The sequence below is a fragment of the Roseovarius aestuarii genome, from assembly GCF_019966515.1.
In the GTDB taxonomy this organism is placed as follows: domain Bacteria; phylum Pseudomonadota; class Alphaproteobacteria; order Rhodobacterales; family Rhodobacteraceae; genus Roseovarius; species Roseovarius aestuarii.
Window position 1 is genome coordinate 18,258 of the sequence record NZ_JAIMIB010000019.1, and the last position, 25,184, is coordinate 43,441.

Annotated in this window: 18 protein-coding genes; 8 read left to right on the forward strand and 10 right to left on the reverse strand. The window is 59.8% G+C overall.

Annotated elements, in window-relative coordinates:
- Positions 1-51 precede the first annotated feature (51 nt).
- Complete coding sequence (locus tag LC334_RS18735; RefSeq protein WP_085801753.1) at positions 52-492, forward strand: DUF4399 domain-containing protein; 441 nt, start codon at positions 52-54, stop codon at positions 490-492.
- A 254-nt stretch (positions 493-746) separates the two neighbouring features.
- On the forward strand, positions 747-1,883 hold the full coding sequence (locus LC334_RS18740; protein WP_139836481.1) for an MFS transporter: 1,137 nt from the start codon (positions 747-749) through the stop codon (positions 1,881-1,883).
- A 133-nt stretch (positions 1,884-2,016) separates the two neighbouring features.
- Here the strand turns inward: LC334_RS18740 and LC334_RS18745 are convergent, their stop codons facing one another.
- From LC334_RS18745 to LC334_RS18755, 3 genes are all read right to left on the reverse strand, one after another.
- The gene (locus tag LC334_RS18745) at positions 2,017-3,360 is read right to left on the reverse strand and encodes an HlyD family type I secretion periplasmic adaptor subunit (protein WP_176237741.1); all 1,344 of its coding nucleotides are present in this window, start codon (positions 3,358-3,360) and stop codon (positions 2,017-2,019) included.
- On the reverse strand, positions 3,360-5,084 hold the full coding sequence (locus tag LC334_RS18750) for a type I secretion system permease/ATPase (RefSeq protein WP_085801756.1): 1,725 nt from the start codon (positions 5,082-5,084) through the stop codon (positions 3,360-3,362). Before LC334_RS18750 ends, LC334_RS18745 begins: the two co-directional genes overlap by 1 nt.
- Before the next feature lie 91 nt (positions 5,085-5,175).
- Positions 5,176-9,489 (reverse strand): spondin domain-containing protein, encoded by a 4,314-nt coding sequence (locus LC334_RS18755; RefSeq protein ID WP_085801757.1) that lies wholly within the window; start codon positions 9,487-9,489, stop codon positions 5,176-5,178.
- A gap of 478 nt (positions 9,490-9,967) precedes the next feature.
- Here LC334_RS18755 and LC334_RS18760 point away from each other — a divergent pair, with 478 nt between their 5' ends.
- Entirely contained in the window at positions 9,968-10,897 is a 930-nt protein-coding gene (locus tag LC334_RS18760; RefSeq protein WP_085801758.1) for a LysR family transcriptional regulator, read from the forward strand.
- 115 nt (positions 10,898-11,012) lie between these two features.
- Here LC334_RS18760 and LC334_RS18765 read toward each other — a convergent pair whose 3' ends face one another.
- Positions 11,013-11,363 carry a hypothetical protein gene (locus LC334_RS18765; RefSeq protein WP_085801759.1) on the reverse strand — a complete coding sequence of 117 codons (351 nt, stop codon included), beginning with the start codon at positions 11,361-11,363 and terminating at the stop codon, positions 11,013-11,015.
- Positions 11,364-11,547: 184 nt separating this feature from the next.
- On the opposite strand from LC334_RS18765, the gene LC334_RS18770 reads away from it, so the two are divergent.
- Both LC334_RS18770 and LC334_RS18775 read left to right on the forward strand, forming a co-directional pair.
- Positions 11,548-12,483 (forward strand): carbon-nitrogen hydrolase family protein, encoded by a 936-nt coding sequence (locus LC334_RS18770; RefSeq protein ID WP_085801760.1) that lies wholly within the window; start codon positions 11,548-11,550, stop codon positions 12,481-12,483.
- A gap of 28 nt (positions 12,484-12,511) precedes the next feature.
- Positions 12,512-13,039 carry a VOC family protein gene (locus LC334_RS18775; RefSeq protein ID WP_085801761.1) on the forward strand — a complete coding sequence of 176 codons (528 nt, stop codon included), beginning with the start codon at positions 12,512-12,514 and terminating at the stop codon, positions 13,037-13,039.
- 37 nt (positions 13,040-13,076) lie between these two features.
- Here LC334_RS18775 and LC334_RS18780 read toward each other — a convergent pair whose 3' ends face one another.
- The 4 genes from LC334_RS18780 to LC334_RS18795 all read right to left on the reverse strand — a co-directional run bounded on the left by LC334_RS18780 (position 13,077) and on the right by LC334_RS18795 (position 16,929).
- Complete coding sequence (locus LC334_RS18780) at positions 13,077-14,396, reverse strand: ferredoxin reductase family protein (RefSeq protein ID WP_085801762.1); 1,320 nt, start codon at positions 14,394-14,396, stop codon at positions 13,077-13,079.
- A gap of 9 nt (positions 14,397-14,405) precedes the next feature.
- Positions 14,406-14,915: a helix-turn-helix transcriptional regulator gene (locus LC334_RS18785; protein WP_085801763.1), complete on the reverse strand. Its 510-nt coding sequence runs from the start codon at positions 14,913-14,915 to the stop codon at positions 14,406-14,408.
- A gap of 63 nt (positions 14,916-14,978) precedes the next feature.
- Positions 14,979-15,260 (reverse strand): PepSY domain-containing protein, encoded by a 282-nt coding sequence (locus LC334_RS18790; RefSeq protein ID WP_085801764.1) that lies wholly within the window; start codon positions 15,258-15,260, stop codon positions 14,979-14,981.
- Positions 15,261-15,378: 118 nt separating this feature from the next.
- Positions 15,379-16,929 carry a winged helix-turn-helix domain-containing protein gene (locus LC334_RS18795; RefSeq protein WP_176237742.1) on the reverse strand — a complete coding sequence of 517 codons (1,551 nt, stop codon included), beginning with the start codon at positions 16,927-16,929 and terminating at the stop codon, positions 15,379-15,381.
- A 377-nt stretch (positions 16,930-17,306) separates the two neighbouring features.
- Between LC334_RS18795 and LC334_RS18800 the strand changes: the two genes are divergently transcribed.
- A complete protein-coding gene (locus tag LC334_RS18800; RefSeq protein ID WP_176237743.1) occupies positions 17,307-19,610 on the forward strand; it encodes a M23 family metallopeptidase in 2,304 nt (767 codons plus the stop codon).
- 118 nt (positions 19,611-19,728) lie between these two features.
- On the opposite strand, the gene LC334_RS18805 is transcribed toward LC334_RS18800, so the two are convergent.
- On the reverse strand, positions 19,729-21,138 hold the full coding sequence (locus LC334_RS18805) for a glycosyltransferase family 2 protein (protein WP_223413075.1): 1,410 nt from the start codon (positions 21,136-21,138) through the stop codon (positions 19,729-19,731).
- 6 nt (positions 21,139-21,144) lie between these two features.
- On the opposite strand from LC334_RS18805, the gene LC334_RS18810 reads away from it, so the two are divergent.
- On the forward strand, positions 21,145-21,990 hold the full coding sequence (locus LC334_RS18810; protein WP_223413076.1) for a hypothetical protein: 846 nt from the start codon (positions 21,145-21,147) through the stop codon (positions 21,988-21,990).
- Here the strand turns inward: LC334_RS18810 and LC334_RS18815 are convergent.
- Positions 21,975-23,024, reverse strand: a complete 1,050-nt coding sequence (locus LC334_RS18815) for a glycosyltransferase family 2 protein (protein ID WP_085801768.1) — start codon at positions 23,022-23,024, stop codon at positions 21,975-21,977. The genes LC334_RS18810 and LC334_RS18815 overlap by 16 nt on opposite strands.
- A gap of 620 nt (positions 23,025-23,644) precedes the next feature.
- On the opposite strand from LC334_RS18815, the gene LC334_RS18820 reads away from it, so the two are divergent.
- Complete coding sequence (locus LC334_RS18820; RefSeq protein WP_223413077.1) at positions 23,645-25,183, forward strand: glycosyltransferase family 2 protein; 1,539 nt, start codon at positions 23,645-23,647, stop codon at positions 25,181-25,183.
- Position 25,184 lies beyond the last annotated feature (1 nt).

Genomic DNA, 25,184 nt, shown 5'->3' on the forward strand with positions numbered 1-25,184 from the left:
TGTTACCCAAATATCGCGGCCTGACCGCACAGACCACAATAGGAGACGAAAATGAGAATCACCACTGCAGCACTTGCGATCATCACGGCAATTTCAGGACCTTTGATCGCGGGCGAGACCCCCTCGGCGCCGGGTGCAGAGGTCTATTTTGTCAATCTGGAGGATGGCGACACGGTCAAGGGTCCGGTCAAGGTGGTCTTCGGTCTGTCGGGCATGGGCGTGGCCCCTGCGGGCACCGAGGCCGACAATACGGGGCATCACCACCTGCTGATCAATCGCGCCCCCTTTGGCGACGGCCCGGATGACGCCGAGATGCTGGAATACGGGGTTTATGCCGATGACAACCATGTTCACTTCGGCAAAGGCCAGACCGAAACCACCGTCGAGCTGGCCCCGGGCGAACATTCGCTGCAATTGTTGCTGGGTGATCTTAACCACGCCCCGCATGCGGACCCTGTCATGTCCGAGGTGATCACCATCACCGTCGAGTAATTGTCAGCGTGCGGTAACGAGTATAACCGGGGCCTGAACGCCCCGGTTTGTTTATGGCCCGGTCATACGGGACACATGCCTTTGGCATGACGATGCGCGGCGGCCTGCGGCCCTGAAACCGCGCTGGCGATAACCTCAACTGGCAGCGAAAGGCCGGACTGTCGGGCGACACGGATGCCTCGTTATCATTTACAAGATGCGATTCAGGGCATCGCAAACGTTGTCTAATGCACCACTTAGGCTACGGTTCCGCCATGAGTTCGCACCCCTCCCAAGGCCGCAAGGTCCTGCTAGCCACGTCAATGGTATCAATGGTTCTGGGCTCGATACATGCGTTTTCGGTCTTTCTGGAACCTCTCGAAACCATGTTCGACACGTCGCGCGCGACGGTCAGCCTGATCTACTCGTTCGGCCTGGTCTTCCTGACTGCCGCGGTTTTGATTGGGCCTGCCATCTATGCCCGCCTGCAACCTACGACGATCTATATCTGGGTCGCACTTCTTGGGGCCATCGGGGCAGGCTTTGCGGGTCTCGGAGGCGGCCTGGAAACCGTCTTTATCGGGTACAGCCTGATCTTTGGCGTAGCCAACGGTCTGGGCTATGGCTTCGGACTTCAGTTCGCCGCCCGCGCCAACCCGGAACGAAAGGGCCTTGCCATGGGCGTGGTCACGGCGGCATACGCCTTTGGCGCTGTTGTGGCGCCGTATGGGTTTGAAGCAGCGCTGGCGTTTGGTGGTTTCGGTTCGGCCATGACCGCCCTTGGTTCGGCGGTGTTTGTTGTCAGCATCGGGGCCGCCATTCTGGTCGCGCGAAGCGGCGCGCAATATTCCGACACAAAGGCCAGCGCGAGCATCACCGCCTTGCCGCCGGGCCTGATTGTTACGATCTGGATCGCATATGGCAGCGGTGTTGCCGCCGGGCTGATGGCAATCGGTCATGCCGCCGGAATTGCAGCAGCGGCGGGGTTTTCCGGCTGGATCGCGGCTGCCGCAATCGCTGGCTTCAACCTTGTAGGCAGTCTTCTTTCCGGGTGGCTGGCAGACAGGATCCCGCATCAGAGCATCCTCACGATCCTGCCCCTGACGGGCGCCGCCGCGCTGCTTGCGCTTTCAGTTTTGCCGGGGCTGACGATCCCGCTGCTGGGGGTCGTAGGGTTCACCTATGGCGGGACAATCGCCACCTACCCGGCAGTGATTGCCATACTGTTCCCGGGCGAGAATGGCCCGCGCGCCTATGGGCGGGTCTTCACCGCCTGGGGCGCTGCGGGGCTGCTAGCACCGTGGCTTGCTGGCCAGATCTACGACTGGGGCGGAAGCTATACCCCGGCTCTTTGGATGGCAGCCGCGCTTGGCACTGTTTCGGCCCTAACCGTGCGAAAATTCATCAGGTAAAAGCGAAACCCGGACGGCGCGGACGACAAAGGGCCGGTTTGAAGTGTCATTCCGGCTCACCGCTGACCGCAGTATCATAGAAGGGCAGGGGGGCGGACCGTGCGGGTTGCCGGCCCGACCGTTGAACACGGCCTCAGTCATCGCGGAAAGAGCGCTGGTAGGCATCGCGCAGCGGCCTGAGCAGATAGGAGGCCGCGAGGCGGTCGCCGGTGGACACCAGCACCTCGGCCGGCATGCCGGGCTTGAGCGAGATATCATCGACCAGGGCAAGCTGATCCGGCGGCAATGCGATCTTGGCCTTGTAGAAAGCCTGGCCGCTGTCGGGATCAACCAGCACGTCGGCGGAGACGGAGACAACATGGCCGGTAAGCTCGGGCGTGACGTTCTGGTTGAAGGCGGTCAGGCGGATGCGGGCCGACTGATCAACCGCGATACGTTCCACGTCGGTTGAATCGATGCGGGCGTTCAGGATCAGGTCTTCGTCAATCGGCACGACCTCCATCACCGGCGCGCCGGGCGCGATCACCGCGCCTTCGGTCTTGACAGCCAGGTTCAGCACCCGCCCGGCATAGGGCGAGGTGATCGTGTTGCGCACCAGCCGGTCCTGCAGAATGACGGCCTGTTCCTGCAACGACTGAAGTTCGGACTGGACCTGAGACAGCTCTTCCGCCACCGCGCCGCGTTCGGTCGCGACCGTCTGTTCATGCTGGGCCCGGGCTTCGAGGATCTGGGCGTCAAGGCTGATGGCCTGGGCCTCCGCCCCGGAAACGCTGCCTTCGAGCTGGGCCATATCGCGTTGCAAGGTCAGCACCCTGTCGGCCTGCACCAGTTGCTGCTCGAGCAGGCTGCTGAGGTTGACCCGCGCCTCTTCGATCAGGCCAAGTTCAAACAGGGCCGAGGTTTTCTGCTGGGCCAACCCGTCGATCTGCGCCCTGAGCGCGGCGACGCGCCGGTCGGTCAGATCCGCGCTGGCCTGCTGCGCCTCAAGGCTTGCAGCGAGCAGGCGGCGTTCGGTGTCGATGGCCGCCGCCAGGGCCGGTTCATCGGCGCGCGCGCGGGCGGCGGCGGGCAGGTCGAAATCCCGGGCGCCATCCAGTGCCGCCTCAAGGCGCGCCCGGCGCACCAGCAGCCCGACATGGCGATTGCGCACGATATCAAGCTCGGCCCGCGCGGCGGTGCGATCCAGATGGATCAGGGTCTGCCCGGCCGCTACCAGCTCACCTTCCTTGACCGCGATACGCGAGACGATGCCACCTTCGAGGTGCTGCACGGTCTTGCGGCTGCCCTCGACCTCGAACTTGGCGGGGGCGATGATCGCGCCGTCGATCCGGGCGGTCATGCTCCAGAACACCATGCCGCCGATCAGGCCGAGGGCGATGGTCAGCCCCACAAGAATTGTGCCGACGATATGTTCGGAGACCGGCTCGGGAGGTGTGGCTTTCGCGTGGTCGGGGGTTTTGTGCTTTGCGTCAGACATCATGATTTCCTGTTTTCCATCGGCACGACCGAGGCCATTGCGGGCCGGTTCGTGCTTGTTCCCATCACGTTTTCACGGGTTCCGAAATTCTTCATCTTGCCGTCCTGCACCACCAGGACCTTATCGGCGTTCTGGATGGCGTTGGGCCGGTGCGACACCAGCACCACGGTCTTGCCCCCGGCCTTGAGCGCGTTGATCGCAGTGCTCAGCGCCGCGTCGCCGACCGCATCGAGGCTGGCATTGGGCTCGTCCAGAATGATCAGCGCGGGGTTGCCATAGACTGCACGCGCAAGGCCGATGCGCTGACGTTCGCCACCAGAGAGCGTGGCCCCGCCAGCGCCAAGCTGCGTCGCGTAGCCATTGGGCAGCCGCAGGATCATTTCGTGCGCCCCGCTGAGCCGGGCCGCGTGCACCACGGCGCGGTCGTCGATCTCGGGCGACAGGCGGGCGATGTTTTCGCTGACAGTGCCGTCGAACAGTTCGACATCCTGCGGCAGGTATCCAAGCGCCTTCTGAAACTGCGCGTCCTGCCATTGGTCGAGCGTCGCCCCATCAAGGCGGATCTCGCCGCTGGCCGGGGCCCATGCGCCCGTCAGCGCCCGCGCCAGGGTGGATTTGCCCGACCCGCTGGGGCCGATGACGGCAAGCACCTCTCCGGGCGACAACGAGAACGAGATGCCGCGCAGCAGGGCGCTGCGGGTCTCGGGTGCCATCACGATCAGGCCGCGCACGTCCAGTTTGCCCCTGGGTTCGGGCAGTTCAATACGCTCGGGCGCCTCCGCTTCGGCGCGCAGCAAGGTGTCGAGACGGCCATAGGCGCCGCGCGCGGCGGTGAACTGACGCCAACCGGCGATCGCCTGTTCGGCAGGCGCCAGACCACGGGCCACGATCACCGAGGCGGCGATGATGGCACCGGGGCTGAGCGTGCCGTGAATGGCAAGATAGGCACCGGCGCCCAGTACGGCGGATTGCAGCGCCATGCGAAATGTGCGCGAAATCGCACCATAGGCCCCGGCGGCGTCCGCCGTGTGGCTTTGCAGTGCCTGCGCGCGGGTCTGAACCCGTGACCAGCGATCGTAAAGCCCCGGCAGCATGCGCATGGCCGCTACCACCTCCTGATTTCGCATCGCCCCGCCGACGATATGGTCGCTTTTGGCCTGAAGATTGTGGGCGTTGCCCATTTTGCGGCGGGTCGAGATATCATTCAGGATGCCAAGGAAAATAAGCGCTGCCGCGCCCGATACCGCGATCAAACCAAGGACGGGATGCAGGATAAAGGCCAGCAGAATGAAAACCGGAGTCCAGGGCGCGTCAAACAGCGTCGACGGGACCGTGCCGGACAGGAAATCACGCATCGTCGCCAGATCGCGGATCGGCGAGGCCGGTGCCTTGCCGCCCTGTCCGGGGCGTTGGGTCATTTCCATCTGGAAAGCCTGTTGCTGCAGGGTGTTCGACAGCCGGTTGCCCAGCCGGATCAGCAGGCGGGAGCGGACGATGTTCAGCAGCCCCATCGCCAGGAACATGCCGCCCAGAAGCACCGACAGGCCCACCAGCGTCGGAACGCTGCCGCTGCCCAGGGCGCGGTCATAGACCAGCATCATGTAGATCGGCCCACCAAGCACCAGAATGTTGATCAGGGCGCTGAACAGGCCGACGGCAACAAGACCGCTGACACAGCGGGTCAGGGCCGCGCGCATTGTCTGGATTTTCGATGTCTTGGTCATCTTCTCGGGCCTCGCTGAAACTGAATTGGCGCTGGAAAGGAAAAGGGGAGAGTAGGGGAGGGGGCGGCCGAAGCCGCCCCCGGAGAGGTCATCAGAACAGTGCGTTCTGCGCGTCGAGATCGCCGACCAGCGTGTCGAGCAGGGTGACGGTGTTGCCCGCCCCAAGATCGATCACGACATCGTTGCCGTTCTGCTGCGCGTTCAGTGCACCGGCACCGGTGTCGGTGAAGTCGAGCACGTCGAAGGCGGCATCGAAATCGGTGACAACGTCGTCGCCGCTATCCTGACCGAACAGGAACGTGTCGCTGCCGATGCCACCCGTCAGGTTGTCGTCGCCGCGACCACCATCGATGATGTCATCACCGGCACCACCATTCAGGGTATCGTTCGAACCGGCAACCCGGTCGATGACGATTTCAAGCAACTGCTCCTGACCGCCGTTACGGGTGAAGTCACCTTCAACCGGGTCAACGATCGTTCCGGCAGCGGTTGTGCCGCCCAGAACGTTCACCGGGCCGCCATTCGGGTTACCTTCGGAACCGTTGAAGCCCGGATGCAGACCGACAACGCCGTTTTCGGCGATACCCTGATCGCGGGCGGTCTGGTTGAGGAAGGCCGCACCGTCTTCCGTGTTGACCTCGGTGCCCGCGTCCAGAACATCATTGCCGAACCGCTGGATCGTGATCGGCCCGAGGAAATTCCCCTGGTCGTCAAAGATCCGGTCGGTCAGCGCATTGTCCGGCGCCGCCAGGAAGGCATCATTCGACGGGATCACCATGGTTGCCCAGGTGAAGTAACCCGGCCCGACATCATCCGCGTTGACATTGAGCGTGAACGAGGCGGTTTCACCCGGATCGATCGGACCCGGTGCGCCTGCACCGCCGATGATCGTGGCATCGACACCGTTTGCGCCGGTTTGCTGGCTGAACTCGGCGGCGATACCTTCGACAGATCCGTCCTCAGCCAGACGCTCGAGCCCCAGGCTTGCAGCAGAACCCGCATCGAACAGATCGAAGTTGGCACCATCGTGGAAACCGAACCACAGCGGGGTCAGGAACGTACCGCCTGCACCCAGCGTGTTGGTGACTGTCACGGTGATGGCTTCGCCATCGCCCACAGCATCGCCCCGCAGGATGTCATTGCCGGCACCGCCGTCGATCACGTCATCACCGGCACCACCCGCAATCAGGTTGTCACCGCTGTCACCGGTAAGATTGTCGGCCTGCGCCGACCCGGTGATGTTCTCGACATTCGAGATCTGGTCAACGATGGTGTTGCCATTGACAACATAGTCGCCGTTCCCCGCAGCCAGATCGACATTCACGCCGACACCGATATCCGAGAAGTCGACCGTGTCGATGCCGTCGCCGCCGTCAACGGTATCACTACCGCCGCCGCCGCGCAGAACGTCATCGCCCAGGCCACCTTCGAGCACGTCATTGCCGCCACGTCCTGCAAGCAGGTCATTGCCGTCGTTGCCGGTCAGTACGTTGACACCGCCGTCACCGAAGAGCTGGTCATCGTTGGCAGACCCGTCCAGGTTTTCGAAATTCGAGAAGTTCTCGAACACGGTGACCCCCGGTGCAGGCTGATAGGAGGCACTGCCCGATCCAAGATCGGCCACAACTTCGGCACCGATGCCCTGGAAGCTGTTGGTGTCAATACCGTCACCGCCATCCAGGAAGTCTGTGCCGCCGCCACCGGCGATGAAGTCATCACCCGCGCCGCCATCAATGGTGTTGCCCGCCGGGCCGGTTGCCACGATGCTGTCATCGTTGCTCGACCCGATGATATCCTCGATCCCCGTGAAGGTTTCCGAGATACGCGGACCGTTGCCACCGCCACCGCGATATTCTGTGGTGCCGCTGCCATCAGCCGCCAGCGTGACATCCACACCAGCGATCGCCGGGTTGTCCGCCCCGAGGTTGATATTGGCAAAGCTGTTGGTGTCACGGCCTGCGCCACCGTCGATGACATCCGTGCCGCCGCCACCTTCGAGGGTGTCGTCGCCGTCACCACCCAGAAGCGTATCACCGCCACCGCCGCCCGAAAGGACATCATCGCCGTCCAGACCTTCCAGACGGTTGTTGTCGCCATTACCGATCACCGTATCGCCGTCATTCGACGCCACCACGTTATCGATATTGCGGAGTTGGTCGATTTCATCGGCCTCGACAAAGACGTTGCCGTCGCCGGTGTCGGCTGCGGGGGATTGCGCGATGCCGTTCACGTCGCCCCCGGCATCCTGAACGATATCGGTGATGACCGGACCGTTCTGGCCCGCCGGTGCATTATGCAGGTGGATCGAGCTGACGCCCGCGACGGGCAACAGATCGGATACCGCCAGACCGACGACCGTAAGGGTCGAGCTATAGGTGACGTTTCCACTGCTATCCACGCGGATCACGACAGTGCCCTGACCGGTCGCTTCGCTGTCCGACAGGGGCCCGGGCTCCTGCGCGCTGTCAAGCGACGCCTGCAGGGTGATGACCCGGTCGCCGCCCACCACATCATCCGACTGAACGATCAGCTGGCCGCGAATTTCGCCGCCGTTAAAGTCATTCGTGTGGATGTTGTAGTAGAGGTTGTTCGCCAGGGCCTCGTTCACCAGATCGGCCGGGGATTGCCCGGTGGTCAGCGATGCCAGGGGCGCATCGGTAACAGTGACCGTGAACCCGGCTTCGCGCGTGGCTGTGCCCTGGGTCAGATCGACCGTCACCGGTACGTCCTGGTCATCGTAGCGAACGGTATCCTGGCTGCCTCTGCGGCTACCGATCAGGGTGTCGTTACCGAGACCGCCAGTCACGTCGGAAGCGCCACGACCACGACCGCCAAGGAAGGCGTCATCACCATCGGACAGGATAACATCGCCGTCGATGTTGCCACGGTTGACGATGCGAACCGATCCGCCGGCTTCGCTGGCGTCGATCGCGGTCTCTTCGGCCCGGATAAGGCCGGTGTTCGAAATCTCGCCGTCAAGCGTGACACCGTCTTCGATGCGGATACCAACCGCCGCGTCACTGTCGCGCGAGCCGCGAATGACGCCGCTGTTTACGATGTTGCCGTCAAAGGTTGCATCCTCGACATTCGAGAAGATGCGCACGCCATCGCCGATCGTGTTGCCGGTGTCCGCATCGCCGCGACCGATGATCCGGCCCGCGTTGGAGACCGAGCCGTCGACGACATCGCCGTCCACATCGCCGGTTTGCAGCGAAACGCCCGAGCCGTCATTGCTGGTGCCTGCATCAATCCGACCGCTCCGCGTGTTGCGGACGGTGTAATCGTCAGCAGTGCTGTCAGCGTAGATGGTACCGTTGCGCTGATCGCCGGTGCCGATGATCCGGCCGAAGTTTACGACGTCCACACCGGAGCCGTCGATATTGACGGCGCGGCTGTCTGAACTGATCGTGCCACGGTTCACAAGACGTGCATCATGATCGCTGGTGCCAAAGTAGACGCCGTTATTCGCGCCTTCGATGATACCGCGGCTGCCATTGCTGATGGTGCCGTCGAAGTTCACGCCATTCGAGATGCGTACCCCGGCAACGACCCCCTGATCGCTTTCCGACGTGATGGTACCGGTATTGATGATGTCGCCGTCAAAGGTGGTGTCTGCAGCGCCCGCGAACACGCGGATACCGTCACCGGCGGTGCCCTGATCCGGCGCTGCCTGGCCACGACCGTTGATGTCGCCGCGGTTGCGGATCAGACCGTCAACCTCTTCGCCGACCTCTTCGCCGATCTGTAGCGCGATACCGGCGCCATCATTGCCCGAGCCGGCGTCGATCAGGCCGCGGCTCTGATTCACGATCCGGAAATCATCGGCAGTACCGTTGGTGTAGATCGTGCCGTTGCGCTGATCACCGGTGCCGACGATCTCGCCTTCGTTGACGATACGGGTGTTTTCGCCACCGATGTTGATCGCGCGGCTGTCCGAGCTGATTTCACCCCGGTTCACAACGCGCCCGCCGGAATCGCCATTGTTAGCGAAGTTGATGCCGTTCACGGCGCCGGCGATGGTGCCACTGTTGTCAATCCGGGCATCTTCGCCCTCGACTTCAATCGCGGTCTGATCCGACAGGATCTCGCCCTGGGAGCGGTTATCGACGCGCAGGTCATCGCCTGCGGCTTCGACGGCGTTCGCCCCGGTCGAGTTGATCTCGCCGGAGTTTCTGAGTTCGATGTCGCGGTTATCGAAATCGAAGGCCGGCTCGCCGATGGTCGAAACTTCGGCGTCCGAGTCGACGACAAAGCGTTGACCATTCTCGGTGCTCGCGTTGGTTTGCGCGAAGTTCAGAGGCTGCGGCGACGATAACGCCGTCGAGGCTCTCAGGTTACCCCCCTGCCCGAGCTGAGGCCCGAACTGGAAAAAGGGGAAGAAGGGGAAGAAGGGGAAGAAGGGCATGTCTGGTTCCTTTTCTAAGGTGAATTTTCATACTGGAAGGCACGACCTGGAAAACGCCGGTTCAGGGGGTGTCCCCGCAAAACCGGATGTTCCGCTGAAGCGATCGCCTGATCGCAGTGGTCAGATTTTCGGCCATGCCGCGCCTTCCGTTCACTGATACGAACACGAAAGGCTCAGTCCGGCCTTTCATGGCATCGAACTAGCGGTGGCAGGTAGGGGTGGGTAGCAACACAGGTGAATGTAGGGTATTCACAAATTTACCAACATGCGGGATAATCGGTGGCGATTAACACAGGGGCCGGATTATTATTCGAACACAAAAATGTCATATGAGCGGATGTATTTCGTGTGCATCTTTTTGCCCTGACTTCAGAGCTTTGCCCGGGATTTACAGCAAATTCAGCCACCTTCCGGCAACACTGGCGAAAAGGCATGGGCCCGGTCGGTATCCGCGATATGCCAAACCAGCGGGTGAGCGATGAACGATACTTCTGTTGCCGACATGTCCGGCGATGTCCTGCTGCAGAACTGGGATATCTACCGGTATTTTCTAGCGGTGGCGCGGGCAGGCAGCCTGTCGGAGGCGGCCAAGCGTTTACAGGAAAGCCAGCCCACCGTCAGCCGCAAGCTGAAAGAGCTGGAGGCGTCACTGGGGGCTCAGCTGGTAGAGCGCACAACTACTGGCGCGACGCTGACCATTGCCGGTGAGCTGGTGTTGGAGCACATTCAGAAGATCGAGCGCGAAGCCATCGGGATCACGGAAACCCTGCGTGATGACGGCCAGAAGATGTCGGGCAAGGTTGTTGTCACCGCGCCCGAGGGTCTGGGCGTGGCGGTTCTTGCCGGTGGCCTGCAGAAATTCCGGGTGCTGCATCCAGGGATTGATCTTGAACTGCGCATCGGCGCGGGCAAGCTTGACCTGATGCAGCGCGCTGCCGATATCGCGTTCCGGGTCGGAGACCCGCTCCAGACTTCGTTATTGGGACGCTGTATCGGCACCGTCAACTTTGGCCTTTACGCGCATGAGCGGTATCTCAGGCAGAATCCCATGCCCAAATCGACCAGCCATCTGGGCCAGCATCAGTTTATCGAACTGGCGGTCGGCGCCGGGAAACTGCCGCAGGAAGCCGCGCTGGAAAAACTGGTTCCCGAGCCCCGGCGGGTACTGCGGACGGATAACATCCAGATTCAGCTGAACGCGGTAAAAGACGGGAGCGGCATCGGGGCACTGCCAGGCTACATGGCACCACCCTCGTCCAACCTGATCCATCTCCTGCCGCAAAAGTTTGCGCCCAAGGTTGAACTGTGGATCCTGATGCGCCCGGAGCTGAGGGACGTGGCGCGGGTACGCGCAACCGCATCCTTCTTTGCCGATCTCGCTGCGCAGGCCCTACGCGGGGATCATTAGAGCGGCTCTGCGGCAACGCACGGGCCAAACTGCGTGATTGCGATAAACTCGAAGGGCAGTTCCCGGCCGATCCTGAGCTGCCTAAACCGCCGCATATCCGCTGACACGCCTTGGTTCAGGCCTGGCCGCCCATCGGGTTATCCTCCAGCGGTTCGACCATGTCGATGTCATTGCGCACCCAGAAAAACCGGAAGGACATCGAGCGCAGCCAGTTTTCCAGCCGGTCAAGGCTGCTCCATTCGCGCCGAAGGCCGCGCGCGCTCAGCAGCTGGGCCCATTCCCCTTCGATCAGGAAATACACGGTCCAGGTGTTGGGGTGGCGCGTCTGATCGGCAAAACCACCCGCGGTAAGTTCGCGCTCGGTGCGGACCGCAACCGGATAATCCCCGATGAGACCGGCAGACGCGTAAGCGGCGATATCATTCTGGCGGATCGTCCGGCTTGGTATTTGTGCTTCTTCATTCATTTGCAATAATGTCTCAGTGGTTTTTTGTTGCAACCCGCTCTGTATACACTATGACGCATAGTGTTACATCATGACGCATAGTGATGTCGACGGCTAACTGAACCTGCCTTGAATGCTGTTCAGGGTAAAGAGGAAACCAATCAGTCTGACCGTCCGGGCCTCGGCACGATACAGGAGCGACCACATGACCCATTTCGCCATTGCCGGCATTCAGATGCATATCGGCATGAAAAGCAATCTGCACGAGATGAACCGCCGGCTGGACCTGCTGATGCATCTCTACCCCTGGGTGGAAATGGTGGTGTTCAGCGAATTGGCCGCTGACGGGCCCAATCCCGCCTCGGCGCAGCCTTTGGGCGGGCCGAACGAACAGGCCTTTGCCGAGATGGCGTGCAAACACAATATCTGGCTGATCCCGGGATCGATCTTTGAAAGCAGGGACGGTCGCATCTATAACATGACGCCGGTTCTGAACCCCGAAGGCGAGGTGGTGACGCGGTATCGCAAGATGTTCCCGTTCACCCCCTACGAGGATACAACCGAACCCGGTGACGAATTTTGCGTCTTCGACGTGCCGAACGTGGGCAGGTTTGGCGTCGCGATCTGTTATGACATCTGGTTTCCCGAGGTCATGCGCACGCTGACCTCGATGGGTGCCGAGGTGATCATCAACCCGGTTCTGGCGCATTTCGTGGACCGCCCGGCGGATCTTTCGATCGCGCAGGCCTCGGCGGCGATGTTCCAGAGCTATGTGTTCCACATCAACGGTCTGCTGGCGGGCGGTAACGGCTATTCGCGGGTCGTAGATCCGGCGGGCCAGATTTTGCATGACGGCAACGTGCAGGAAGAGCTGATCCCGGTCGAAGTGGATTTCGGCCTTGTCCGCCGCCAGCGGGAGCGGGGTCTGCTGGGCATGGGGCAGGTGCTCAAGAGTTTCCGCGACCGGAAGGTAAAGTTCGACGTCTACGCCGACGGCTTCGATCACAGCTACCTGAACGGGCTGGGACCGCTTGCGAAACCATCACGCGCAAGCCAGTCCAACGATTTCAATAATAACGACCAGTTCGAAAGCTGGCCACAAGGGCAGGGGGCCCTCACAACTGAACTGAAGGCTGTGTAACGCGGCCAAAGATTTGAAAGGAAAAATCATGACTGTAAAAACCAAGAAAGTTGCGCCGATCCCGCGCGGGTTCCGATCGCTTACACCGCATCTCGCCACACCGGATGTCAGCGCGGCAATAACCATTTACGGGGCTGCTTTCGGGGCCTCGGTCGCCTCGGTCGAAAAGGCGCCCGACACGGATGTGATTCTTTTTGCACAGGTTAAGATTGGCAATTCGCTGCTGACCATTGGCCAGGGCGAGGCGTTTGGCGCCGGCACCCTTAGCCTGCACCACTATGTCGAGGATCTGGACGCCACCTGGGCTGCGGCACTTACCGCCGGTTTCACCGAATTGAGTACGCTGGAAGAGACCTATTGGGGCGACCGGATGGGTCTTATGATCGACCCGCTGGGCGTACGCTGGAGCATTGCGCAACGGGTGCAACGCCTGAGCGCGGAAGAACGCGACGAACGGGCCCGCGCGGCACTGGGCTATCCGATGCCAGAGATGGCCGCAGTGATCGAGGCTGTGACGGAAGACGCCACCGCACCGACGCCGGAACTGGCCCACTAAAGCAGACATCGTCAGAGAGCTGGTCGTGATGCGGAAATCAGGACCAGCGCTCCTGACGGCGCATGTCGCGCCGTGTTCTGGTCAATATCCATGTCGCGAGCCGGGTTAAGCCGATACCGGTTCGGAATTCGAATTCTTCAAAGTGAAAACGGCGCGGTGTGACACCGTATGGGCGCAGTCCCGTCTGCAGCGCATTGCGCAAAGCGACCGGACCGCAGAACGAGACCTTCGCATTGCCCAGGTCCGCGCCCGCAGCTTCCGCAATGCGTTCGGCCGTCAGGCGCGCCCCTTCGGCAGAGGATATCAGATGCAATGTCAGGTTCGGCTTTGCGGCTGCGAGGTTCTGAAGTTCGGCAAGATGCGGTGCGGCGCTGCGTGATGACGCGCAGTAGAAAAGGTCCACGGGCGCGTCCTCGGCCCTGAGCGCTTTGGCCCAGGCCAGAAACGGTGTGATCCCGATGCCGCCCGCCACCCAGACTGCCGGGTTTTGCCCCAGATGACGGAAGCGGCCGAACGGGCCCTGAATGTGCACATCCTGCCCGACGCTCAACGCGCTGCTCAGCCCGGCTGTGAAATCACCAAGGGCTTTTACCGTCACCCGTAAGCTGCCGTCAGTGCCTATTCCGGAAAAACTGAACGGATGCGGCTCGGCCTTGCCCGCGCCGGTAAAGCGCAGGATGCCAAACTGCCCGGGGGCTGGCCTGAGCCCGCGCCGGATCGGCGTCATGGTGATGGCAAGCGCACCACCGGTCTGCGTCAGTTCCGAAATCCTGTAGCCGCGCGACGGGCGCATCTCGTCGGGCAATGATGTCCACGCATAGGCGGCCAGCCCGGCCAGACAGAAGAACCCGGTATAGAGCCCCGCCGGGTCGCCCATCGAAAACGGCTTCATGATGAAGAAGAAATGAAATGCGCCTCCGGCAAAAAGTGCGCCCATGGCTTTATGCGTCCACTTCCAGAGATGATAAGGGATGAAAGTCGCGACTGAGATCACCACCAGGATCAGCAACCCGTAAAGGCTGATCTCGCCCAGGGTTTCCGCCAGTTCGTTCAGCGCCGTCTCGCGGCCCAGCCCGCGCATTTCGGCGTCAATCGTATCGTGGAGCAGGATCGCGACCATCGCCACGATCCCGGCCCATTTGTGCAGGACATAGACCCGATCAAGACCCCCAAACATGGTCTCGATACCCGGCGCGCGGGTTGCCAGGATCTGTCCCCATGACATCAGGATCAAGGCGGCGAGGCCCAGATATTGTGAAAACAGCGCCACCTGATCCGTCACGTTTGGCAAGATGACAAGCTGGCAGGCGGGGACAATCGCCGTTACGGCAATCAGCAAAATTCCAAATGGGTTCATGATCGTGCCTCAGGAGGTCCCGGCGTTGGATGGATTGACCAGATCATCGGCCAGAAGGTCATCCAGAAATACGCTGAGGAGCTGCAGGCGCCCGGCCACATCGGCCTTGCGATACACCGAGGCACATTGCGCCTTGACGGTTCCCTGCTTGGTGTCGCGCAGCTCGGCCATCTCGGCAATCGAGAAACCCTTGATCGCCAAGATCGCCACCTCGCGTTCCGCGCTGGTCAGTGACCAGGTCCGGAAACGCCCCTCAAGCACTTCGGTAAAGGCGCCGGAGGCCACCTTGATCTGATCTTCCAGCTTGTTCTGGCGGCTCAGGATCTGGCGGAGTTCGTTGCCGGTAAAGATCAGGCCGAAAACCAGCGCGACCGTCACCAGACCTTCGATCAGATCGCTGTCTGCAAATCCGTTCACAGCGGTCGGCCAGAACACGTCCCAGATCGTGTCGATAAGGAAATACGTGCAGCAAAAGGCCTGCAGCGCGAATAAAGACCACAGAACGGCAGTGCGGGACATGGTTTCACCTATTGCATTTTAATACGGTGCACCCCGACGCAGGTCGGAGCGCACCGTAAATTCCTAGCTGTCGTCAGAGCCGTCGTCATCCCCCAGCTCGATCTCGATCACCATACCGGTTTCGGCAGAGACCTCAATTTCATAGGCCGTGCCATCAAGCATCGCATCAACTTCGATCTCGCCGCCCTCGGTCTCAATTCCGGTGATGGTATAGCCTTGCGCCTCAAGCGCCGAGAGGATCGCGGCCTCGGATGATCCCAGAGCGTCGCCCTTGTTGATCTGCGCAAACGCAATGCCCGGGATCAAGAGACCTGCCAAAAGCGCCGGTTTCGCGTATTTTATCATGTCGTTCCCTTTCAGAGTTGTTCAGCTACCGCGATGTTGCGGTTGCCTTGATCTGAGCGGGCAGGGCGGGATTTGAAATTGGACTTCCGGAAGACAGCGGGCGGCCTAGGCCGAAGGTTTATGATGCGAGACCAGGCATCGCATCCCACGAAAGCAGCTTGCGCAGCTGATCAGTACCGGCGCGGAACCGCGCCAGCGCTTCGGGATGCGCAACTGGCATCCGCTTGGCATACCGGTCGAAATCGAAGCGGGGGTAGCGTTCGATCAGTTCGGAATAAGCGTTGAGTGCGGCGTCGCGATCGCCTGATCCGGTATGGGACAGACAGCGGAAGGCAAGGCCCGACACATGTTCGGTTCCGGCATATGAGGCGGCAATCGAACGATCGTAGTGCCTGGCGAAATAGGCGACACGCGCTTCGATGAACTTATACCAGCCCGGCGGTGTCGGGTTCAGCTCGAAAGCGCGATTGAGAAACGTCACAGCGCCGTCGAAATCCGCACAGATCAGGGCAAGAGACGTCGAAATCGTAATCGCGGCGTCAGGGTCCGGGCCTGCCGCCTGCGCGGCGCGATTTGTCAGGTCCGCGGCACCGTTCAGGTCACCATCGCGGGCGCGCTTCATGGCGTAATACCCAAGGGTTGTCGGGTCATAGGGGTCCAGTGAATAGGCGCGTTCGATCGCGTCGGCGGAGGCGATCAGCAGCGCCTCTTCCGGTTCGGGGATGATGTCGATGGCCCATTGCGACATCACCGACTTGATGACCCAGCAGCGTGCGAAACTGGGATCGAGTTCGAGCGAGCGGTCAAGATGTACGAGCGAGCGGCGAATTTCCGGCTCATTCAGCCTCATGTCAATATCGCAGGCGCGGATGAAATTCTCGAACGAGTTAAGCTCGTTGCTGTCGCGGGCCGAGACGCTTTTGAATTCCGCGCGATGCAGTTCACCATGCCAGCCGACCAGCGCGCCCACGACCGCATCAACGATCTTGTCGCTGAGCGTGAGCAGATCCTGAAAGCTGTGATCAATACGTTCGGTCCAGATGTGGCGCGCCGTTTTGCCGTCGACGAGGTGGAAACTGACGCGCACGGTGCCCTCGTGAATGACAAACGCACTGTCGAGCAGGTAATCCGCGCCCAGCTCAGCCGCGGTTTCGCGCGGATCACCGGACCGGTCCATCGCAAAGGCGGCCTGCTGCGATATGACGGCGATATCGTGGTGCTGTGACAGATCGGTCGTGATGTCGCGCACCACGCAATCGGCAAATTGCTGACAGTCCCAGTCGCTTTCGGATCGGGTGGGCCGCATCACCGCGACCGTGACGCGCACATCCCCGCCCGGGCCGCTGGTTTGGGCACGGCCTGCACCCGACGCCTTCAGCTGCACCGGGCCGATCAGCCTAAAACCCTTGCCACGGATCGTTTCGATATAGGTTGGGTCCCTAGCATTATCGCCAAGCGCCGACCGCAAATCGAAGATATATTCGCGCACCAGGCCTTCGGTGACATTCAGACCGGGCCAGATTTCACTCAGGAGCGTTTCGCGGCTGACGGTCTGGCCTTCGTGCCGCAAAAGGCAGGCCAGCATGGCCGATGCTTTTGGCGTCAGGTTGACGCAAACGCCTTCCGCTTCCAGCCGCATGGTACCGGGATCGAATGTCCAACTGCGCATGATGTCCATCTGCATTGCGTGAGCGTGGAAAAATACCCACAAATATCCTGACGCAGCATAGATCGAAAACCGCCCGCGCTCAAAGCGCGCAGCAACTATTAGGTGTTTCGCCGCCTAGAAAATCTTCTTTTGCGTCCCTTCGGCAGTGAAATCAGGCCAGGGAACCGGCCTGTCACGAACGGGTCTAACGATGCGACGGATGCGCATCGCCCCTATGAAACGTTGTCTGAGCGTTGCGAAAAACTCCACACAAACTCAACACGGGATGCGGCGTGACCGCGCTACACTTCTGCCTGCCAAGACTTGGTGACGCTTATTCAAAGCTTCCTTCATTCCGGGTCGGACGGCGTATTTTATTGATGAAACTGGAGACCAAAATGACTGATGATATTCTGGACGAGAAATTGTCAAATCAAACAAAAGACGCAAGAACAGCGGCTGCCGGCGCCAACGCCAGCGGCGTTCTGTCGCCGGCGGTCATCTCGGCGGAGATCGAGGATATCTTGCCGAACGAAGGCAACGCCATCGTCTATTCGCATGCGGGCGCTAGCCAAAGCGGCAGCCCCGGCACCGGGATAATGGCGTTGCGCGCGACGATCCGAAACACCAGCGGCTTTGCGATACGGCTGACAGAGGTCCGCTTTGACCTTCTGGCCGAAAGCGGCGGCTTGCTGTTGCCTGCGGGTCCGCAGATCCTGTTTGCCGCTTCGCAAATCGGAGCGAACGGTGTCACGGATGTTTTTGGACAGACGGATAGCGATGGTCCGCTATTCAACGCGGGCCAGACACGGAACATCCACGTCCAAAAAATTCAGAATGGTGCCAGCCAGAACGTCTTTTTCGAAGAAGGCACGGTGGATCAGGTCAGGCTGACATTCCGGTTTGAGACGGGTGGCCTGCAAGAAGATGTCGTTGTGGTGCGCGAGGTACGCACCGCCCCCAACGACAACGGAACAGCCGCCGGCAGCTACCTTTATCCGATGAAAGCGCGGGATTTACGGCCGGGTGAATTCTGGTCGGGTGCCAGTGGCACCAACAATTCGCACCACACGCGCGACCAGAGATTTGCCTATGATACGGGGTGTCGATTTGTCGATCCCGAGGGCGGGTCTGCCTCGGGCAGAATGCCGGGGACCAACGGTGCGGCGAACCTTGATTTTCGCTATTTTGCACGTCCCATCTACGCCATGGCCGATGGCGTGGTGACATCGGTAAGACGGGACAGCCATGACAACCTGCCGGGGTGCAGAACGGATATTCCCGCCGCCAATCAGGTTACCATCCGGCATGGCAACGAAGTTGCACGTTACTTTCACCTGATGCGTTGGAGCGTTGATCCGGATCTAGAAGTCGGATCAGAGGTTCGGGCTGGGCAATTTCTTGGGCTTGGTGGCAATTCGGGATCATCCACGGCGCCGCATCTTCACGTGGATGTTCGGGACGCGGCGACACAAAGTTTGCGGCCCCTGCAGTTCCGCGACGTCTATACGCTGGGGGTCGATGGGAGCGATGCGACGGTGTCGAATGACGACTGGCTGAAGCTGGACGGGCAAGCGTTGCCGGCCAAGCCTGTCGGAACCGACATCGACAAGATCATGCTCTGGCCGTCGCGCAAACCACCGCGTGATTTGACACGCGGGATCGACAGCCCGAATGGCAACGGCGATGTCGCGGCGTTTTCTACCGTGGCGCTTGGCCCGAACGTGGTGGTTACCGCCAGTCGAATGGCGGCAAATGACCGGCTTCGCCTGTTCTCGTACGAAATCGACGGCGCGGAAATCGAATTGCAGTCGAGCAGTGGCAATCAGGCCAACGGTGTGCAGGAGCTTGCGGCGACGGAGGTTTCCAACGGGGTCATCGCGGTTGTGACCCGCACCAATAGCGGGCGGCACAAGATCATCGTCTGGGAACGTAGCGGCGACGGCACCCTGACAAGGGTCAGCGACAGCGGCAGCCAGGCCAGCGCCGGTGATCTGCCGGGCATCGCAAGCCTTGGAAACGGGCGTGTAATCACCGCCGTCAGGACCCAGCTGAACAAGCTCAAGCTGATTGCCTGGGACGTATCGGCAAGTGACGTCACGCGGCTTGAATCAAGTGCGACGTCACCGGAAGATATCGACCGGCTGGCCTTTGCCCCCGCTGGCGCCTCGAAAGTCGTCAGTTGCACGCGGAACGAAGCGACCGGCAAGTTCAAGCTACGGCTCTGGGATGTCAGCGATGACGGCGACTCGATTGACGAGATCGCCGACAGCGGATCCGAAGGCTGGTCCGTGGATCACGTCAGTGTGCTTGGGTTTGGCCCGGACCTGATCGTCACCGCGACGAACGACGCACGGTGCAGCCGCGCCAACCTGACGGCATGGGTTGTCGAAGGCGACAGCATTCGCCCTCTCGGCGATGCCGGCAGCCAGGGTGACAAGATCGACAGCAACGAGGTCATGTCGCTGACCGATCTTGGCGATCGATGCTTTGCTGTCGGGCTGTCCGACAATAAGGGCAAGGCACGCCTGTCGGTCTGGTGTGTTGAACCCGATTACGGATCGGTCACCCTGCTGGGTTACAGTGGCGACCAGATGGGCAGTGCACCGCTTGTCTCTGCCGTGGCAACCGCCCGTGACCGGATTGCCGTCACAGCAAAGGTCACCAGCGGCAAACAGAAGGTGATCGAATTCAATCACTAAAGCTTTGAGGCACCGGTCAACCGGTGCCTCACCCCCCGTCGCCAGTGTGCGGCTTTGCGTAACTGCCCGCAAAAAGGCCAAAGGAAGCGTCATTCGTTCTGTCTGACACCAGGTCGTTCTAATGCTTCGTATCGCCTTGCAATTCTACCGAGAAAAACCAATCAGCCTCTGGATCACGCGCAACAACCTCGTCAGGGATGGAACCGGGGCCTGCAAGAAATACATTCGCGCCAAAATGCCTGTGCATCCGGGACAGCTTTTCCAGCCGCGGCCCGGTGAGTTCATCATAGAAAGCCGCGTTGTTTCGGGCCGCCTGAAGTTCTTGTATCTTGTCGCGATGGTGCGCAACGGAATGCTCATGAGCAGCGGCGATTTCCGGATCGGACATCAACCGGGCAAGCTCTGCCTGCATCCGGGGCAGGCGGCACTGGATCGACATATCCACCTCGGAATTATTGTTCATCCGAAACCAATAGGCGAGGCCCTGATCGCGTGCCACGTGGTTTACCCGACCCCTGTCGCGCTTGACGAGAAAGCTTTCGGCTGACCGAACCGCATAGTGATTTAGCTGTACCAGATCATACCCATAGGTATCGATCGTCGAGCGCCAGCCATTGCGGTAGATGTCTTTCGGCAATGGCCTGCCCGATCCGTTCACCCAGTTGATCTTGTTCCATAGCTGCGGCTTCAGGCCCTTGGGGCGATGCACCCCCAGTTTCTTGAACAAACCGATATTGCGGAAAAGCGTCTTGAACCCCCATGCCTGATGCGGTTTTCGAATTTCTTCCGGAGCGCAGCGCAAAAACTGTTCGGTTACAGGACGGTCCTGAAATCCATGCACGTCGCTGTTCCCGAAGAGCCGCCAAGTCATTGCGATCATGTTGGCATCGGGAACGGCGGCGAACAGCGCGTCAAGAGTGCCATCGCCGGTTTTGATATTGATGAACTCGTCCACATCAATGCAGGCCAGCCAGGTCGCGTCGCGGAATACCGGTTCGTCCTCGGCCGCCTGCAACGCCGCATGCTGCGGCTTTAGACCCGAGTCCCGGAACGGGTTTTCGCGGTGCTGCACGAAGCCCTTATCCTGCAACATCTGCAGCATCGTGTCCGTGCCATCAGTGCAGTCATTGGTGTAGATAATGAAGTCATCGACGCCAATCGCGCGGTGATAGGCCAGCCACTCCAGGATGAAGGGGCCCTCGTTTTTCATCGTCGTGATAATGGCGCATCTCCCGCGCGTGCCGGATTTCGTATCGAGCTGAATTTCGGGCATCTGTACCGGATTGTGGCCAAAGTGCTCGGTGGATTGCTCTAGCAGCAGAGGGTGTTCGATCAGAGAGGTCTTGGGGACAATCTTGGATATTGTTGGGGCTGGGTGACGCAGCGCCATGTGGCGAAAAAACTTCTGAGTCCGCGTCATGTCCGGCTCGGCATTGCCGACGCGGACGAGGCGCCAGATGGCACCTTTGGGTGATTTCGAGGGGGCAATACACCAACGTTGCCGACCGCCGCTTGCATCGAATTGCACGCAGGTATGATCGGCAAAGTGAACCTTCTCACCTTTTCGGATGCGCCAAGGATAACAGTGTTGTCCTACGAGCGCGATGAGACCACCTTCTGCCGAAATAGCAGCATCAAAAACCGTTTCTTTACCCGGTGGGATCAGATCGTGCACATCGACATTCGCAACCGCGTGCGACTGGTCCAGAAAGCGCGCGCGCATGATTTCGTAGATCGAGAGCATCCCAAGCGGGCTGCTCCAGGGGCAGGGATCGGCAACAACCATTCGATCCTTGCCCGGTGCTTCGGGCACGCAAAACGGATGAGCTTCGGCCGGAAGATCAGGTCGGCCAAGTGGGATATCGCTGCTGAGCAGGACAACAATGCAGGGCAAATCGCGACGACGAAGCCCCTTGCGCAACCTGTTCGCGAATTTCTTGTCGGTTCCGGGCTGGGCGCGATCAAGGATGACGGCGGCATCAGCATTCTGCTGTTCTATGTGATAGGCCAGCCAGTCGAGTACGATGTCAGCGGATTCACCATTGCGAACAGCCGCCAGCGCATTGCGGCCCTCCAACAGCGAAAGCTCTGCCTCGGCGGGAACAAGGCTGACCGATCGGCCCGCGATTTCAAAATCGTTCCGGGCCTCCTCTGGCAGTTCAAATGTCAGGAATGCGGCGCCGCCGACCAAACTGGTCGCCGTGAGCTTTGCGCCGGCAGGCGGCAAGACGATTTCCGCCGAAACCTCGCGATCAAAGAACAGGGTGACGTGACGCCGATCAGCTTTCCGACATTCGACAATATCAACAATGCACAGGTCATCATACTGGTGGCTGACGAGACGGCGTTCTATCAATCCTGCGGTCATGTGCTGTTTTGACCTTGTGCAGAAACAGCGCGCTGCGCCTGCAGGAAGGCAAGAGCTGCCGACGCACTTGGAGGCGTGCTGCCCGTCAGCAAACCGAGCCGAAAATGAAACCGAAGTGTGTCTGTGTCGGCCATAAGCTCTGCCGCGCGTCGCTGGTGCCACTGGTCACACCGCCCAAGCCAGTCCGGAACATCCGTTAAAGCCTTGAGCTTGTCATGCTCGACATGTGTGGCATCCATCATGGGAGTGATGTCGAGTGCAACGGTGGTATTCCAATTCCGCTCGGCCCAGTAGGTCAATCCGATCTGCCGGTTCGAATGATTGGGCAGGCCCCGGGCGCGCTTGACAATGAATTCTTCAGCCGACCGGAGGGAGTAGTGATTAAGCCAAATCCGCCTTTTTTGCATGGGCATCCCATAAAGCGTGATGATGGCATCATTCGCGGCAAACCGGTCTGGCAGGGGCTGACCGTCGGGGCCAAGCCAGCGGGCAGGCTTATGCGGTTTGCTGCGCGGGCGATGAACGCCCATTTTCTGAAACGCCTTGGGCCGGTAGAGGGTCTTGAAAAGATGCGCCAAGGGGAAATGCAGGTTTTCCGGTGCCGCCTTGGTGAACCGTTCAGGCGTCACGCCGGGCGTACGGTGTTGCAGACCAGCAGAGCCGAAGAAGCGCCAGGGCATGGCAAGGGCATCGAAACTTCCCTGTTCGCTTTCAAACTTTGCGATCAAGCCGGGCAGGTTGCCTTCGGGCAGGCAGATGAACTCGTCACAGTCAAAGAAGAGAACCCAATCGGCGGCTTCGACCCAAGGGTGCTTCCGAGCGATATTGAGAGCCTGCCATTGTACTGATTTTTTGCCGCGTGGTTCGAAACTCAGATGTGCTATCCGCGCATCAGCAGTTAACGCCTCAAGCAACGCTTGGGACCCATCGTTGCAGTCATGCGACAGAACCAGCATTCGATCGAAACCGGTAGCGAGATGATGAGCAATCCATTCGGTCAGATAAGGCCCGTCATCGCGCTGACAGGTGACGCCGACAATGGTCAAAAGGTGCCTCGTAGCTGATAGTTCTCTGCTCTATCTATCTAATACAACGGGTGACATGCAAAGTCACTCTGGATTAGCGGAAGCATCCCGAACCGCTATGTCTGATATCGTTTGGGAATAAAGACCAGAAAATCGCACTTTTTGCTTACGCTATTGTTCCGGCTGTTCCCGCGGGTTTAACCTGACGCAAAGAGTGCTCGAACTGGTTGCGAAATACACCCATGACAAATGGTATCGACAACTCGACTAGAGAATGGGTTGCCACAGTTAACTAGTTCGTTATCATGCGCTCACAACGGTTTAACAGGTGAACCGTCAAAGCCGCATGGGCGGAGCCTCATGCGCAAACTTACGGATGCTCCCCGCAGTGTCTTCATTATTTGTATTAAATCCCTCGCACATGGAAGTAACCCGATCAAATGGCTATGAGACGTAGGAGCGATTCAAAATCCGCAGCACCAAAAAAAGCGCGCCGTACCTCTGCAAAAGACCAAGTTAGCTCGTCGCGTGGCCAAGGAATTGATAGCATGGTGCTTGACCCTGACAGCGTTACAAAAAACAAGAAGAAACCGGAGCAAAAAAATCCGGTAGTCGCAGGCAAAAAGCTCATTGTTTCGACAATGAAAGACGAAGGCCCTTACCTGCTGGAATGGATCGCATATCATCGCGCAATCGGGTTCACGGATTTTCTGATCTACACGAACGATTGTAGCGACGGAACAGATCTCCTGCTCGACCGTCTGCAGCAGAACAAGATCGTTACCCATGTCCGCAACAAGGTGCTCAAGCGCGGCCCTCATAAGTCGGCGCTAAAATATGCGAAGGTTCACGAAACCTATAAGTCCGCTGAGTGGGTTTATGTTTGCGATGTTGATGAATTCCTGAATGTGCAAATCGGGGACGGTCGTGTTGACGATCTGATCTCGTATTATTCAGATGCTGACGTGATCCCGGTGACCTGGCGGCTCTTTTCGAATAACGGCCATAGCTCTTTGTTTCCGGGAAAATGCATTCAGGCGTTCACAGACGCCGAACCAGCCGCTGCCGGGAAAGGCGCAAAGGGCCGGTTTGTCAAATCCCTGTTCAAGCCAAATTCAAAGATCAAGCGGATAGGGCTGCATGCCCCCGTATTTGAAGATGGTGAAGAGGACGACATTGTCTGGCGCGCGTCATGGCTGCAGGAAGATCCGAAATCCGATCCGCGACGCCCGACTGACAATTTCGGATATGACATCGCGCAGATAAATCACTACGCGGTGAGGTCAATTGACGCGTTCCTCATCAAACGGAAACGTGGCCGGGCAAATCATGTGAACGAAACAATTGGCAAAGAATACTGGGCGCGCTGGTGTCAGGGCGGTGAGATTGATACGTCGATTCAGCGCCATGTCGACGCGATGAACAGCGAGTATCAGGAACTGGTGAAAGACCCTGTCGTCGCCCATTTGCAGGAAGGTGCGTGCGCGTTCCAGGAGCAACAGCTCGGCAGTTTGCTGGAGCTTGACGAGTTCAAAGCGCTGAAACAGGAGCTTGTCGGAGTGTCACCTGCGCTCAAGCAAAAAGTGGCCGTCACGCCCGAGACCGAAGCCCTGCGCGTCAAAGCGCCCAAGCGTCACAAAAATCGCATCCGGATGCTGGAACATATGCCAAAGAACGGACGTTGCGCCGAGATTGGTGTGTGGAATGGTGGTTTTTCGGGTGTCATTCTTGAGGTTACCCAGCCAAGTGAATTGACCCTGATAGATCCTTGGGAACTGTTGTCAGGACAAGATGAAGGGGAGTGGACCCACAAGAAGCACCAGAACCACGAGTTCATGCGCGGAATGTTCGAAAATGTTTTCGCAAACTACGCACACCTGCCGAATATCTCGATCAGCAAAGGGTTTTCGGCCGAGGTTCTTGAGAGCTTTCCCGACAATTACTTTGACTGGCTCTACATTGACGGGAACCATCTGTACGAATTCGTTCTGAAAGACGTTGAAGTTGCGTTCCGCAAGGTGCGGGCAGGGGGGATCATCGCGGGCGACGATTATTTCTGGGAAAAAGATGGCCGAAAGCATGTGAAAGAAGCTGTTTTAGACGCCATGAAAGCTCATGGAATGGATGATCCGCCACCGCGGATCGGACAGCAGTTCATGATTACTGTTCCAGACCTGTAGG

Coding starts and splice junctions, on each gene's coding strand:
- LC334_RS18735 (WP_085801753.1), top strand. CDS start 52: ATGAGAATCACCACTGCAGCACTTGCGATCATCACGGCAATTTCAGGA.
- LC334_RS18740 (WP_139836481.1), top strand. CDS start 747: ATGAGTTCGCACCCCTCCCAAGGCCGCAAGGTCCTGCTAGCCACGTCA.
- LC334_RS18745 (WP_176237741.1), bottom strand. CDS start 3,360: ATGTCTGACGCAAAGCACAAAACCCCCGACCACGCGAAAGCCACACCT.
- LC334_RS18750 (WP_085801756.1), bottom strand. CDS start 5,084: ATGACCAAGACATCGAAAATCCAGACAATGCGCGCGGCCCTGACCCGC.
- LC334_RS18755 (WP_085801757.1), bottom strand. CDS start 9,489: ATGCCCTTCTTCCCCTTCTTCCCCTTCTTCCCCTTTTTCCAGTTCGGG.
- LC334_RS18760 (WP_085801758.1), top strand. CDS start 9,968: ATGAACGATACTTCTGTTGCCGACATGTCCGGCGATGTCCTGCTGCAG.
- LC334_RS18765 (WP_085801759.1), bottom strand. CDS start 11,363: ATGAATGAAGAAGCACAAATACCAAGCCGGACGATCCGCCAGAATGAT.
- LC334_RS18770 (WP_085801760.1), top strand. CDS start 11,548: ATGACCCATTTCGCCATTGCCGGCATTCAGATGCATATCGGCATGAAA.
- LC334_RS18775 (WP_085801761.1), top strand. CDS start 12,512: ATGACTGTAAAAACCAAGAAAGTTGCGCCGATCCCGCGCGGGTTCCGA.
- LC334_RS18780 (WP_085801762.1), bottom strand. CDS start 14,396: ATGAACCCATTTGGAATTTTGCTGATTGCCGTAACGGCGATTGTCCCC.
- LC334_RS18785 (WP_085801763.1), bottom strand. CDS start 14,915: ATGTCCCGCACTGCCGTTCTGTGGTCTTTATTCGCGCTGCAGGCCTTT.
- LC334_RS18790 (WP_085801764.1), bottom strand. CDS start 15,260: ATGATAAAATACGCGAAACCGGCGCTTTTGGCAGGTCTCTTGATCCCG.
- LC334_RS18795 (WP_176237742.1), bottom strand. CDS start 16,929: ATGCGCAGTTGGACATTCGATCCCGGTACCATGCGGCTGGAAGCGGAA.
- LC334_RS18800 (WP_176237743.1), top strand. CDS start 17,307: ATGACTGATGATATTCTGGACGAGAAATTGTCAAATCAAACAAAAGAC.
- LC334_RS18810 (WP_223413076.1), top strand. CDS start 21,145: ATGATCGGCAAAGTGAACCTTCTCACCTTTTCGGATGCGCCAAGGATA.
- LC334_RS18820 (WP_223413077.1), top strand. CDS start 23,645: ATGAAAGACGAAGGCCCTTACCTGCTGGAATGGATCGCATATCATCGC.